Source organism: Falsiroseomonas sp. RANM36, assembly GCF_056682175.1.
Genome location: NZ_JBWXTD010000005.1, coordinates 86,860 through 99,896, shown reverse-complemented (window position 1 = coordinate 99,896; position 13,037 = coordinate 86,860). Strand labels below are relative to the sequence as shown.

At 74.9% G+C, this 13,037-nt stretch carries 13 protein-coding genes and 2 pseudogenes; 8 read left to right on the top strand and 7 right to left on the bottom strand.

Annotated features, from left to right (window positions below; genetic code table 11):
* The 4 genes from AC1MIR_RS18420 to AC1MIR_RS18405 all read right to left on the bottom strand — a co-directional run.
* Window positions 1-515: CinA family protein (locus AC1MIR_RS18420; protein WP_480029649.1), on the bottom strand; the 515-nt coding region annotated here is incomplete at its 3' end.
* Window positions 515-982 (bottom strand): phosphatidylglycerophosphatase A family protein, encoded by a 468-nt coding sequence (locus AC1MIR_RS18415; protein WP_480029648.1) that lies wholly within the window; start codon window positions 980-982, stop codon window positions 515-517. The genes AC1MIR_RS18420 and AC1MIR_RS18415, both read right to left, overlap by 1 nt.
* Entirely contained in the window at window positions 979-1,821 is an 843-nt protein-coding gene (locus AC1MIR_RS18410; RefSeq protein WP_480029647.1) for an alpha/beta fold hydrolase, read from the bottom strand. The genes AC1MIR_RS18415 and AC1MIR_RS18410 overlap by 4 nt, the downstream gene beginning before the upstream one ends.
* Window positions 1,818-3,788 (bottom strand): lytic transglycosylase domain-containing protein, encoded by a 1,971-nt coding sequence (locus AC1MIR_RS18405; protein ID WP_480030222.1) that lies wholly within the window; start codon window positions 3,786-3,788, stop codon window positions 1,818-1,820. Before AC1MIR_RS18405 ends, AC1MIR_RS18410 begins: the two co-directional genes overlap by 4 nt.
* A gap of 99 nt (window positions 3,789-3,887) precedes the next feature.
* Between AC1MIR_RS18405 and dapA the strand changes: the two genes are divergently transcribed.
* Complete coding sequence (gene dapA, locus AC1MIR_RS18400; RefSeq protein WP_480030221.1) at window positions 3,888-4,766, top strand: 4-hydroxy-tetrahydrodipicolinate synthase; 879 nt, start codon at window positions 3,888-3,890, stop codon at window positions 4,764-4,766.
* Between the two features lie 81 nt (window positions 4,767-4,847).
* Here the strand turns inward: dapA and AC1MIR_RS18395 are convergent.
* From AC1MIR_RS18395 to AC1MIR_RS18385, 3 genes and pseudogenes are all read right to left on the bottom strand, one after another.
* Window positions 4,848-5,327 (bottom strand): annotated as a pseudogene (locus AC1MIR_RS18395) (nucleotide sugar dehydrogenase); the annotation flags it as partial.
* An 11-nt stretch (window positions 5,328-5,338) separates the two neighbouring features.
* A pseudogene (gene wecB / locus AC1MIR_RS18390) lies at window positions 5,339-6,328 on the bottom strand (non-hydrolyzing UDP-N-acetylglucosamine 2-epimerase); the annotation flags it as partial.
* Between the two features lie 259 nt (window positions 6,329-6,587).
* Window positions 6,588-7,463, bottom strand: a complete 876-nt coding sequence (locus tag AC1MIR_RS18385) for a LysR family transcriptional regulator (protein WP_480029646.1) — start codon at window positions 7,461-7,463, stop codon at window positions 6,588-6,590.
* Between the two features lie 107 nt (window positions 7,464-7,570).
* Here AC1MIR_RS18385 and AC1MIR_RS18380 point away from each other — a divergent pair, with 107 nt between their 5' ends.
* The 7 genes from AC1MIR_RS18380 to AC1MIR_RS18350 are packed head-to-tail and all read left to right on the top strand — an operon-like array spanning window position 7,571 to window position 12,961.
* A complete protein-coding gene (locus tag AC1MIR_RS18380) occupies window positions 7,571-8,071 on the top strand; it encodes a Na+/H+ antiporter subunit E (protein ID WP_480029645.1) in 501 nt (166 codons plus the stop codon).
* Entirely contained in the window at window positions 8,068-8,331 is a 264-nt protein-coding gene (locus AC1MIR_RS18375) for an MrpF/PhaF family protein (RefSeq protein ID WP_480029644.1), read from the top strand. The genes AC1MIR_RS18380 and AC1MIR_RS18375 overlap by 4 nt, the downstream gene beginning before the upstream one ends.
* Complete coding sequence (locus tag AC1MIR_RS18370) at window positions 8,328-8,615, top strand: monovalent cation/H(+) antiporter subunit G (protein WP_480029643.1); 288 nt, start codon at window positions 8,328-8,330, stop codon at window positions 8,613-8,615. Before AC1MIR_RS18375 ends, AC1MIR_RS18370 begins: the two co-directional genes overlap by 4 nt.
* Window positions 8,615-9,559, top strand: coding sequence for a hydrogenase subunit MbhD domain-containing protein (locus AC1MIR_RS18365; protein ID WP_480029642.1), 945 nt, complete (start codon window positions 8,615-8,617; stop codon window positions 9,557-9,559). Before AC1MIR_RS18370 ends, AC1MIR_RS18365 begins: the two co-directional genes overlap by 1 nt.
* A complete protein-coding gene (locus tag AC1MIR_RS18360) occupies window positions 9,556-9,888 on the top strand; it encodes a sodium:proton antiporter (RefSeq protein WP_480029641.1) in 333 nt (110 codons plus the stop codon). The genes AC1MIR_RS18365 and AC1MIR_RS18360 overlap by 4 nt, the downstream gene beginning before the upstream one ends.
* A complete protein-coding gene (locus tag AC1MIR_RS18355; RefSeq protein ID WP_480029640.1) occupies window positions 9,885-11,363 on the top strand; it encodes a complex I subunit 5 family protein in 1,479 nt (492 codons plus the stop codon). Before AC1MIR_RS18360 ends, AC1MIR_RS18355 begins: the two co-directional genes overlap by 4 nt.
* On the top strand, window positions 11,360-12,961 hold the full coding sequence (locus AC1MIR_RS18350; RefSeq protein WP_480029639.1) for a proton-conducting transporter transmembrane domain-containing protein: 1,602 nt from the start codon (window positions 11,360-11,362) through the stop codon (window positions 12,959-12,961). The genes AC1MIR_RS18355 and AC1MIR_RS18350 overlap by 4 nt, the downstream gene beginning before the upstream one ends.
* The last annotated feature ends 76 nt before the right edge of the window (window positions 12,962-13,037 follow it).

The window sequence follows — 13,037 nt, the reverse complement described above, 5'->3', positions numbered from 1 at the left end:
CCGGGCGGCGGGACGGAGACGAAGCCGGGGGGGCTGGTCTTCATCGGCTGCGCGAAGGCGGCGTTGACCGTGGCGGCGCGGACCTCCGTGCGATCCCCCGGAAACACGTGCCGCGCCACCCGCGTCTCCCCGCCGCGACGCGCGCAGCCGATGAAGACCAGCCCCACCGGCTTCGTCTCCGTCCCGCCGCCCGGCCCGGCGATGCCGGTGCAGGAGACGGCGATGTCCGCGCCCGCATCCGCCAGCGCGCCCTCGGCCATCTGCCGCGCCACCGGCTCGCTCACCGCGCCATGCGCGGCCAGCATCGCCTCCGGCACGCCGAGCATCCGCGTCTTCGCCGCATTCGAATAGGTGACGTAGCCCGCCAGCACGGTGGCCGAGGAACCCGGGATCGCGGTCAGCGCCGCGGCGATCAGCCCGCCGGTGCAGCTCTCGGCCGTGGCGAGGGTAAGCCCTCGGGCCTGCAGCGCCGCAAGCAGCGCGACGGCCTCATCCAGCGTCGTCGGCGTCAACATCACCCGATCACTCCCGGCGCAAGCGCCTGCAAGAGGACCAGCGCCGCGGCGGCGATGGCGCCGGCCAGAAGGTCGTCCAGCATCACACCCGTCGCGCCGGGCTGCGCATCGGCCCAGGACACCGGCCAGGGCTTGGCGATGTCCAGCAGCCGGAACAGCAGGAAGGCCAGCACGACGCCGGCAAGCGTCGGCGCCGGCAGGGCCGCCAGCGCGAGCAGCATCCCAGCACCCTCATCCGCCACGAACCAGCCGGGATCGTCCTCGGCGGCAAGCACCCGGCCGGCCGCCCAGAAGCCCGCGACCGTCAGGACCAGCGCCAGCAGCAGGCAGGGCAAGGGACCCAGCAGCACGCAGGGCAGCACGACCGCCGAGCCCCAGGTGCCGGGCGCGGGCCGCAACAGTCCGGCGCCGCCCAGCGTGGCGACCAGCCGCGGCCCGTCCAGCCCGTCCTTCCGCCCCGAGGTCACGGGATGGCCTCGAGGAAGCGGTCCAGCCGCGCGACGACGTGCGGTTCCCCGAGCAGCGGCGCATGGCCGTTGCCTGGAAGCTCGAAGAACTCCATGTCGGGCCGTTCCCGCCGCATCCGTGCGGCGGTCTCGGCCGAGAGCAGCCTGGAGAGCCCGCCCCGCACCAGCATCAGCGGCGCATGCGCCAGCGCACCGAAGGCGCCCCAGAGTTCCGGCACGCGCCCGCCCGCGCGCATCGCCTCGGCGATGCGGATGTCCCAGCGCGGGTGCCACAGCCCGTCCGGGCCGGGCGCATAGGTGTTCGCCACGAAGCGACGCCACCCTTCCTCGTCGGTCACATGCGGCGGCAGCACCGCGCGAAGATGCTCCGCCGCCGCATCCAGCGAGGGCAGCGCCGGATCATGGCCGACGAAGCCCTCGACATCGCCGAGGCCCGAGGGCTCGAGCTTCGGGCCGATGTCGTTGAGCACCGCGCCGGCCACCGCGCCCGGCCGCATCACCGCCAGCACCATCGCCAGGATGCCGCCGAAGCTCGTGCCCACGATGATCGCCCGCGGGCAATGCAGCGCGGCCATCGCATCCAGCACGTCGCGCAGCGCGCTCTCGATCCCGTAGCGGGAGGTCGCGGCGGCCCGGCCGCTCTCCCCATGGCCGGCCAGGTCCAGCGCCAGCACGCGGCGCCGGCCGGCATGCCGCCCGGCGAGCGGCACGAAATCCGCCGCGCAGCGGGTGATGCCGTGCAGGCAGAGGATCGGCGTCCGGCCTTCCGGCCCCGCATGGTCCAGCGCCGACAGCGCCAGCCCGTCCCGGGCGCGGAAGCCGACGCGCCGCGCGGTCACGGGCGGCCTGCCAGGAAGGGTTCCAGCGGATGCGCCATGTCGCCGGTCGCCGGGTTGCGCGCCCGATAGACGACCACGTTCTCGATCACGCGCTGCACGTAGTTGCGCGTCTCTGAGAAGGGGATCAGCTCGATCCAGTCGCGGATGTCGGGCCCGCTCGGGGCGCGCGGGTCGCCATAGGTGCCGAGCCACTCGTCCACGCGCCCGGCGCCGGCATTGTAGGCGGCCGCCGCCAGCGGCAGCGCGCCGGCATAGCGGTCCAGCCGCTCGGCGATATAGGCCGAGCCGAGGCGCAGGTTGTGCGCGGCGTCGGTGGTCAGCATCGCCGTGTTGTGCGGGATGCCGAGGCGGCGGGCGACGCCGGCGGCCGTGGCGGGCAGCAGCTGCATCGGCCCCCGAGCATTGGCGCGGGAGACGGCCGTCAGCTCGAAGTTGCTCTCCTGGCGGGTGATGGCGTTGACCACCGCCGCCTCCGCGCCCTCGCCCGGGGTGGGGTAGGGGGTGGGCCAGCCATCCTCCAGCAGGATCACGCCATCGGCCCCGGCGCGTCGCGCCACCCAGACGGCATGGTCGGGGCGGCCCATGAGCACCGCGAGGCGGGCGATCAGCCAGCGATCGGTGGCGTCGGGGGAAAGGTCCTCCATCCGCAGCAGGAACACCCGCGCGCGGTCGGACTGGCCGAGATCGCCGAGCGTCACCGCCGCGCGGGACAATTCCCGGGCCCCGAAGTTGCGCGCGACATCGGCCGGCGGCTCCGGCAGGACGGTGGCGGCGATGCGCGCGGAAAGCTCTGCGGGCGTCTCCCCCAGCGCGCGGCTGGCGAGCTGGCCATAGAAGGCCACCGGCAGCGCCGCACCGGCCTCCCAGCGGGCGCGCGCCTCGGCCGGCCGGTTCAGGGCGGCGAGCGCCAGGCCCTCCCAGTAGGCGCTGCGCGCTCGCGTGATCACGCTCACGCTGCCGTCATCGACGCGCGCGAAATGGCGCTGCGCGGCGGCGGCGTCGTCCAGGCGGCGCAGCGCGATGAAGCCGGCGAGGAACTCGGCTTCCTGCCGCGGCTCCCCCGGGTCGGCCTGGCCGTGATTGGCCGCGAGGCGATAGGCGCCGCGCGCGTCGAACTGGCGCAGCAGCTTGCGTGCCAGGATCTGCCGCTCGGCCCAGATGGCGCGGGCGGCCTCCGGCGGCAGGTCGCGCTGCAGCGGCTCCGCCGCCGCCCAGACGGCGGCCGCCTCGGCGTCGCGGTCGCGCCGGCGCAATTGCCGCGCGGTCTCATAGGCCACCCCGATGTCGCGCGTCGCCGCGCCGGCATTGACCTCTCCGTTGGCCCGCGCCGCCAGCCGCGTCTCCGCGATGGCGCGCCGGCTGCCATCGAGCTGCGGCACCACCCGCGCCGCGGCGCCGGCCTGATTGTCCCACATCAGGCCGTCGAAGCGCTGCCAATGATCCTGGGCGGTCAGGATCGCGGCGTTGCGCTGCAGGAACGCCGCCTCGGCGGACGGGTCGGCCGGCGGGCCGTCGCGCCCGGCGGCGCGCAGCATCGGGGTCGCCTCGGCGCCGCGGCCGGCGCGGGCCAGCGCGTCGGCATGGCGCTGCGCCGCCTCAATCCCGCGCGGCGGGATGCGCGCGAAATGCCGCAGCACCAGCGCGTCGTCCGGGTCGTTGGCAAGCGCCTCCTCCGCGCGGCGGGCGGTGGTCTCGGGCAGCGGCCAATCGGGGTTCTCGGCAAGCCAGGCGGCGATCTCGGCGCCCGAGGCGCCGGAGCCGCGGCTGTGCAGGCGGGTCCAGGTCACCAGCTTGCGTGCGACCGGGTCGGCCGAACGGGCCAGCGCCTCGGCCTCGTCGTGCCGGCCGGCCTGGGCGGCGGCGAGCGCCTGGCGCCCGGCATTGCGCGCCGCGTCCCGCGCCCAGGGTTGGGCGGCGGCCGGCAGCCCAAAGGAAATCAGCAGGATGGCGAGCAGGATTCGGCGCATGACCGGCAGCATAGCGCGATTCCACCGCCAAGGGCGGCCTTGCGGCTGCGCCCTGCGACGCCTAGGTTCCGCGACCCGCCACACACCGAGGGAAGACGCATGTTCCGGGGATCGCTGGTCGCCTTGATCACGCCCATGCAGGCCGACGGCTCCCTCGACCCGAAAGCCTTCGCCGACTTCGTGGAATGGCAGATCGCGGAGGGCACGCAGGGCCTCATCCCGGTGGGCACCACCGGCGAGAGCCCGACGCTCAGCCATGACGAGCATCACCAGGTGGTCGAGCAGTGCATCGCCACCGCGCGCGGCCGCGTGCCGGTGATCGCGGGCACCGGCAGCAACTCCACCGCCGAGGCGATCGACCTGACGCGGCACGCGAAGGAAGCGGGCGCGAATGCCGCCCTGGTCGTGACGCCCTATTACAACAAGCCGACCCAGGAAGGGCTCTATCGCCACTACATGGCGATCGCCGATGGCGTGGACCTGCCGATCATCATCTACAACATCCCCGGCCGCAGCGTGGTGGACATGACGGTCGAGACGATGGCGCGCCTGGCGAAGCACCCGAACATCGTCGGCGTGAAGGATGCGACGGCGAACCTGACCCGCCCGCTGCACACGCGCATGGCCTGCGGGCCGGAGTTCTGCCAGCTCTCGGGCGAGGACCACACGGCCGTCTCCTACCTCGCGGCCGGCGGGCATGGCTGCATCAGCGTCACCGCCAATGTCGCGCCGCGGCTCTGCCGGATGATGCACGACGCCTGGGCGGCCGGGCAGGCGCAGGAGGCGATCGCCATCCAGGACCGGCTGGTGCCGGTGCATGACGCGATGTTCTGCGAGACCTCGCCCGGTCCGGTGAAGTATGCCGCCAGCCTGCTCGGGAAGAGCACCGACCTCTGCCGCCTGCCCATGGCGCCGGTGGCCGAAAGCACCAAGGCCCGGGTGCGCGAGGCGATGACCGCCGCGGGCCTCCTCAACTAAGGCTCCCGTCCCCACGAAGAGCCTCCCGCCCCCCCCCCCGCGGGGGGGGTGGGGGGGGGGGGGGCGCGCGGCCGCCGCCGCGTCCACGCCGCCCACCACGCGGTCGTTCTGCACCAGCTCCGGCAGGGCGCGGCCGGGCAGCACGCGTTCGGGCACATGCGCCACCGCCACGCCCGCGGGCAGGCGCTCGGCCAGCGCCTCGGTCGTGCCGACCGGCACCGTGCTCTCCAGGATCACGAGCTCGTCGCCGCGCAGCCGCGGCAGGATGGTGGCGGCGACCTGCCACACCGCGGAGAGGTCCGCCTGGCGCCGCGCGGCATCGAGCGGCGTCGGCACGGCGATGAGGTGGACATCGGCGGCGACCGGCTCCGTGGTCGCGCGCAGCGCGCCGGAGGCGATGACGCGCGCCAGCAGCGCATCGAGCCCCGGCTCGACGAAGCCCGAGGCGCCGGCATTCACCCGCGCGACGCGGTCCGGCGCGATGTCGCGGCCGATCACCGGGTGGCCCGACAGCGCGAGCAGCGCCGCGGTCGGCAGCCCCACATGGCCGAGGCCGTGCACGCAGATGCGGCTCACGCGGCACTCCGCGCCGCCGACGTATCCCGCATCGCGGCCCAGTCGGCGATCGCCGCCACAATGCTCTGCGCCGCCGTGCCGTCGCCATACGGGAACACGTGGCGCGCCATCGCGGCATAGGCCGCGTCGTCGTCCAGCAGGCGCGCGACCTCCGCGCCGATGGTGTGGGCGTCGGTGCCGACGAGCTTCGCGACACCCGTCGCCACCGCCTCCGGCCGTTCCGTCACGTCGCGCAGCACCAGCACCGGCTTGCCGAGCGCCGGCCCTTCCTCCTGCAGGCCGCCGCTGTCGGTCAGCAGCAGCACGGCGCGACACATCAGCCAGACCATCCCGGCATAATCGAGCGGCTCGACCAGGTGGATGCCCGGCACGCCCGAAAGCCGGCGCAGCGCCGGGCCGCGCGCCGCCGGGTTCCGGTGCAGCGGCCAGACGATCTCGACATCGCCGCGCGCCGCGATCGCCGCCAACGCCGCGCACAGCCCTTCGAGCCCCCGCCCGAAACTCTCGCGCCGATGCGCGGTCACCACCAGCACCTGCCGCGCGGGATCGAGCGGCGGCAGCAGCGCCTCGATCCGGGCCGACAGCGCGCGGTCGGACGCAAGCCGCATCGCCGTCGCCATCAGCGCGTCGATGCCGGTGTTGCCGGTGACGAGGATGCGCCCGCCGGCATTGTACTCGCGCCGCAGATTGGCTGCCGCCGCCTCGGTCGGCGCGAACATCAGCGTCGCCATCGCATCCACCGCCACCCGGTTCAGCTCCTCCGGGAAGGGCCGCGCCAGGTCGAAGGAACGCATGCCGGCCTCGACATGGCCGATGGGGATGCGCGCATAGAAGGCGGCGAGCGAAGCGGCCATCGCCGTGGTGGTGTCGCCATGCACCAGCACGAGGTCGGGCCGCTCGTGCTCCAGCACCGCCGCCACGCCGAGCAGGATGCGGGAGAACAGCACCGCCGGCGGCTGCCCCGGCGACATCACGCCGAGATCCCGGTCCGCGGCGGCGCCGAAGGCCGGCCTGGTCCAGCATCGCCCGGGGCGGGCCGGTGGAGCGCCGGACGGGCGCGACGCCCGGCCGCGCGCGCCGCGCGGCCAGGACCGGCAGCATCTTGATCGCCTCCGGGCGCGTCCCGAGGACGAGCATCACGCGGCAGGCGGCGCGGCCTGGTTGCACGCTCATCGGCGCGCCATCGCCCACCCTCGACACGCTGGGAAACACATGGACCCAGGGTGGTTCAGTGCGTCGCAGTATTCAACCTGAAATTGATCGTTCCTGGTTCGTGCCCACAAGACTGTCGCGGATGAAGCCGATGAGGGGGCTGACCACCTGATGCCGCCCGGCCGGATCCCCGAACACCGCCATCTCCACCACGCCGAGCTCGGGCAGGCCCGGCGCCTCGACCAGGCCGGGCGGGAAGCCGGAGCGGCCGAGCACGGTCAGCGCGAATCCGGCCTGCGCGGCGGCGGCCAGGCCAAGCAGGCTGTCGCAGGTGAACACCGTCTCATGCGCGAGCCCGGCACGCGCCAGGGCGGCGAGCGCGCGTTCGCGGAACAGGCAGCCTTCCGGCAGCAGCGCGAGGGGCAGCGGCCGGTCGGCCGGCGCACTCCAGTCCGGCGCGGCGGCCCAGACCACCTGCTCGGTCCAGATCGGCGTGCCCGCCGTCTCGCCGTCGCGCCGCTTGCCGAGCACCAGGTCGAGCCCGCCGGCGGCCTGCTTGGCGCGCAGCTCATGGCTGCGCCCGACCTCCACCTCCAGCCGCACCTCCGGATAGGTGCGGGCGAAGCGGGCAAGGATGGGCGCCAGGCTGCGCGGCACGAAATGGTCCGCGACGCCGAGCCTGAGACGCCCCGCCACCGGCGGCGCCACCAGCCGCCGCACCGCCTCGTCGTTCAACGCGAGCAGCCGGCGGGCATAGCCGAGCAGCAGCTCCCCCTCCCGCGTCAGGGAGACCTGGCGCGTGGTGCGGCCGAAGAGCGGGCGGCGCACCACCTCCTCCAGCCGCTTGATCCTGAGGCTGACGGCGGATTGCGTCAGGCCCATCGCGTCGCCGGCGGCGGTGAAGCCGCGGGTCTCCGCCACCAGCACGAAGCAGCGGAGGAGATCGAGGTCGAGGTCCGGCAGGCGCATCGCCGCAGCACATGGCGTGCGGGCCGGGGCGGGATCAAGGGCCGCAAGGGCACGGCGGGCACAGTCTCTGGACGCCGCGGCAAGCCGGGATCAGTAGAATGGCGGCCGTGCCCCCAACCCCTCCCCCCTCCCCGCACCCGCGCCGCGCCGCCCTGGCGCGCGGGGCCGCGCTGTTCGGTCTGTGGCTGGTGGTGGCGGGGCCCGACCCCGCCGGCCTGCCCTTCGGCCTGCTCGCCGCGGCCCTCGCCACCTGGGCGAGCCTTGCGCTGCTGCCGCCGGGCGCGGCGCGGATCGCGCCGGCCGCGCTCGCCCGCCTCGCGGCCGAGACGTTGCGCCAGGGCGTGGCAGCAGGCTGGGACATCGCCCGGCGCGCACTCTCGCGCGACATGCGGCTCGCGCCCGGTTTCGTCACCATGCCGCAGCGCCTGCCGCCCGGCCCGGCGCAGGACGGCTTCCGGCTGCTCGCGAGCCTCGCACCCGGCGCGCTGCCGCTCGACAGCACGGGCGCGACGCTGCGCGTGCATGTGCTGGACACGCGCGCACCGCATGCGGAGGAACTCGGCGCCACCGAAGCCGCGGTCGCCGCCGCGCTGGGCGCGCCGCGATGACCGGGATCCTGCTCGGCGCGGCCTTCGTCGTGCTGCTCAGCGTGCTGGCCGGGCTGTGGCGGGTGCTGCGCGGCCCGCGCCGCGCCGACCGGCTGATGGCCGCGCAGCTTCTGTGCACCGGCGGCATCGCGGCGCTGCTGCTGGTGGCGGGCGCCTATGGGGAGGACACGATCCTGGACGTCGCACTGCTGCTCGCGCTGCTCGGCGCCTTCGCCTCCGTTGCCTTCGTGATGGCGGCGCGGCTGGTCGGCCCGCGATGAGCCTGCTGGTCGGCGCCTTCAGCACGGTCTGCGTGCTGGCCGGGGCGTTCTTCTTCGTCGCCGGCACGGCGGGGCTGATCCGCTTCCCGGACACGCTGAGCCGCGTGCATGCGCTGACCAAGGCGGACAATCTCGGCCTCGGCCTGATCGTGCTCGGGCTGCTGCCCCTCGCGACCGGTGTCGGCGCGGCGCTGAAGCTGCTGCTGGTCTGGGTGCTGGTCGTCATCGGCGGCGCCACCGCCGCGCAGCTCATCGGCGCCGCGGCGGCGAAGGACGAGTCGTGATGGCCGGCCTGCTCCTCGACCTGCTGCTGGCGCTCGCCGTGCTCGGCGCCGCGGCCTGGACCCTCGCCGCGCGGTCGCAATTCGCCGCGGTGATCGGCTTCGTCGCGACCGGCCTGCTTCTCGCGTTGGTCTGGGTGCGGCTCGGCGCGGTGGATGTGGCGCTGACCGAGGCCGCGATCGGCGCCGGCGCCACCGGTGTCATCCTGCTCTACGTCGTCGCCCGGCTGCGCGGCGGCGAGGCGGAGATCTCGGCCGCCACGCCGAGCCGGGCGCAGCGCGCCCTCGCGGCGCTGCTGGCGCTGAGCGTCGGCGGCGCGCTGGCCTATGGCGTCCTGTCCCTGCCCGATCCCGCGCCGAGCCTGGCGGAGGCGGCGCTGGCCGGCACCGCGCCGCTCGGCCTCGGCAATCCGGTCTCGGCCGTGCTGATGGCGCATCGCGGCCTCGACACGCTGCTCGAGGCGATCGTGCTGGTCTTCGCGGTGCTCGCCGTCTGGTCCATGGCGGCGGATCACCGCTGGGGCGGCGCGCCCGGCCCGGTATTCCTGCGCGAGGAACACGGGCCGCTCTCCCTGCTCGCGCGCATCCTGCCGCCGATCGGCATCGTCGTCGGCATCTACATCGCCTGGGTCGGCGCCGATGCGCCGGGCGGCAAGTTCCAGGGCGGCACGATCCTCGCCGCCATGTGGGTGCTGCCCTGGATCGCGGGCCTGGTTCGCCCGCCTTCCGTCACCGACTGGCGCCTGCGCCTGACGATCGCGATCGGGCCGCTGACCTTCCTCGCCGTCGGGCTGGCGGGCTTCGTCGTCGCGGACGGCTTCCTCGCCTATCCGCTTGGCTTCGCGAAGCCGCTGATCCTGCTGATCGAGGCGGCGATGACGCTCTCGGTCGCCGCCGCGCTGGCCTGCCTCATCGCCGGCCCGCCGGAGCGGCGGCGCCGCGCATGACGGGCACGGACATCCTGGCGCTCGCCGCCTGCGGCCTGGTCGCGATCGGGCTCTACGGCCTGGTCGCGCAGGCCGAGGTGCTGCGCAAGATCATCGCCTTCAACCTGCTCGGCGCCGGCGTCTTCCTGCTGTTCGGCGTGGTGGCGCGGCGCGGCGCGGGTGCGGGGCTCGCCGCCGATCCGGTGCCGCAGGCCATGGTCATCACCGGCCTCGTCGTCGCCTTCGCCGCCACCGCGCTCGCGCTGGTGCTGACGCTGCGCCTCTATCAGATCACCGGCGCGGCCACCGTCGCCGAGGATCCGCCCGACGCGACGGCGCCCGATCCGTGACGGCGACGACGCCGGGCGGATGGCTGCTCGTGCTGGCGCTGGCGCTGCCGGCAGGCGCGATGCTGCTCGCCTTCGTCGCGGGCGGGCGGCATGCGCAGCGCATCGCGCTGGGTGCGCTGGCGCTGTGGCTGGTCATCGCCGTCACGATCGCCGTGCAGGTGCAGGCCAGCGGCGCGCCGCTGGCCTATGTGATCGGCGGTTGGCAGCCGCCGCTCGGCATGGCGCTGCGCGCCGACGGCCTTTCCGCCGCCATGCTGCTCGCGGGCGCCGTGGTGCTGCTCGCCGTGGCGCTGTTCGGCCGCGCGCCCTACGCCACGCCGCGCGGCGCGAAGGAGACGCGCGCCGCCTATGCCTATTGGTGCTTCCTGCCGGCGCTGGCGGCCTCCCTCGCCGCGGCCTTCCTCGGCGGAGACCTGTTCAACCTTTTCGTCGCGCTGGAGATGCTGACCTTCACCGCGCTGGCGCTCGCCTGCCTCGACGGCAAGCCGAGCCAGTTCAAGTCGGAGCTGCGCTACCTGCTCTTCGCGCTGATCGGCTCTGTGCTCTACCTGCTCGGCACCGGCCTGCTCTACGGCGCGTACGGCACGCTCGACATCGCGCTGCTGGCCGGGCGCACGCGCGCCGATGCGCCGACCCTGGTCGCGGGCGCGCTGATGACGGCGGGGCTGATCGCGAAGATGGCGCTGTTCCCGCTGCATCTCTGGCTGCCGCCCGCCCATGCCGGCGCGCCGGCCGCGGCCTCCGCGCTGCTCTCGGGCCTGGTCGTGAAGGGCGCCTTCGTGCTGCTGCTGCGACTGTGGTTCTGGGTGCTGCCCGCGCCGGTCGTGCTGAACGGCGGCACGCTGCTCGCCACGCTCGGCGCCGCGGCGATCCTCATCGGCAGCGTCGTCGCGCTGCGGCAGGAGCGGCTGAAGCTGCTGGTCGCCTACTCCACCGTCGCGCAGATGGGCTACCTGTTCCTGATGTTCCCGCTGCTCGCGGCCGGCGACGCCGAGACCGCGTCGCGCGCCTGGCTCGGCGGCGTGCTGCAGGCGGTCTCCCACGCGCTCGCCAAGGCCGCGATGTTCCTGGGCGCGGGGCTGATCGCCGCCTCGCTCGGGCATGACCGCGTCGCCGCGCTCGGCGGCGCGGCGCGCGCGATGCCCGTCACCGTCATCGCCTTCGCGCTCGGCGGCCTCTCGCTGATGGGGCTGCCGCCGAGCGGCGGCTTCAGCGCGAAATGGCTGCTGCTGCGCGCCTCGGTCGAGACCGGGCAATGGTGGTGGTCGCTGGTGATCCTCTCGGGCGGGCTGCTGACCGGCGGCTATGTCTATCGCATCGTCGCGGCCGCGCTGGCGCCGCCGGCGCCGGGCGGCGCGGCGCGGCCCGCGCCGCGGGCGCAGGAGCTTTGCGTGCTGGCGCTGGCGCTCGCCTCGATGCTGTTCGGCGTGCTGCCGCTCTACGCCTTCGGCCTGGTGCGCGTGGGCGCGCCATGAGTTTCCTGCTCGTCCTTGCGCCGCTGGTGCCGCTGGCGATGTGCGTTGCTCTCGCCTGGCCGCCGGCGCGTCTCAACGTACAGAAACTCCTATGGGCGGCGCCGTTGCCGGCGCTGCTGGTCGCGCTGCTCGTCGGCCATGTGCCGCCGCTGGTGGCCGATGCGGGCGGGCTGCGCCTGACCCTGCTGCTCGACCTGCCCGGCGCGCTGCTGCTCGGCGGCGCCGCGCTGCTCTGGCGCGCGGCGGGGCTCTATGCGCGCGCCTATCTCGGCGACCAGCCGCGCTTCGCCGCCTGGTGGCTGCTGACGCAATCCGGCAGCCTCGGCGTCTTCATCGCCGGCGATCTCGGCAGCTTCTATCTCGCCTTTGCTGTCGCGAGCCTCGCCGGCTTCGGCCTCGTCGTGCAGGACGGCACGGCCGCGGCGGTGCGCGCGGGCGCGCTCTATCTGTTCCTCGCGGTGCTGGGCGAGATCGCGCTGCTGCTCGCCTTCGCGCTGCTGGCCGTCGGCGCGCCGGGCGAGTCCATCGCCCTCGCCGATGTCGTGCCGCCGCTCGCGGCCAGCCCGGGCGGCCATGTCACCGCGCTGCTGCTCGTGCTCGGCTTCGGGCTGAAGATGGGGCTGGTGCCGCTGCATGTCTGGCTGCCCGTCGCGCATCCCGCGGCGCCGATGCCGGCCTCCGCCGCACTCAGCGGCGCGATCGTGAAGGCCGGCGTGATCGGGCTGATCCGCTTCCTGCCGGAGCAGGGCGCACCGGGCGGCTGGGGTGCCGCGCTCGCCGTCATCGGCTTCCTCACGGCCTATTGGGGCGTGGTCGCCGGGCTGACGCAGCGGAACCCCAAGACCGTGCTGGCCTATTCCACCGTCAGCCAGATGGGCGTCATCGGCGCGGTGATCGGCATGGGCATCGTGCTCGACATCGGCGCGAGCGGCCTGCACGCGGCCTTCTACGCGCTGCACCACATGCTGGCGAAGGGCGCGCTGTTCCTCGGCGTCGGCGTGGCGCTGGCCACGGGGTCGGGCGCGCGGCGCTGGGTGCTGCCGCTGGCGCTGCTGCTGGCGCTCGGCTTCGGCGGGCTGCCGCCGACCGGCGGCGCGCTGGCCAAGGCGGCGGTGAAGGACGAGCTCGGTGCCGGTATCGCCGCCTGGTGCGCGGCGCTGTCGGCCTTCGGCTCCACGCTGCTGATGCTGCATTTCGTCCACCGCGTGATGGACGCCGCGGCGGCCGAGCCCGAAGGGCGCGCACCGCCCGGCCTGCTCTGGCCCTGGCTCGGCCTCGGCGGCGCGGCGCTGGTGCTGCCCTGGATTCTGCTGCCGGTCGCGGGCGCCGATGCCGGCAAGATGTGGAGCGTGGCGGCGGTGGCGCCGGTGCTGCTGGGTGCCGCGCTCGCCTGGCCCTGGCGGCGCTTCGCGGATCGCGTGCCGACGTTGCCGGAAGGCGACGTGCTGGTGCTGGCGCGGCGCGGGGCCGCCCCGCGCGAGGCGCTGGGCCGCGCCATCCTGCGCTTCGAGATGCTGTTCAGGCCCTGGCCCGCCGCGGGCCTGTCGCTGCTGGCGATCGTGCTGGGCCTGCTGGCCGCGATGGCGGCGGGAGGCTGAACTCCCGCGCGGCGGTGCCGCGCGGGAGGGTCCCGCCCCGGCCCCGCGACCGCGCTAGGCCCGGCGGGCGGAACCG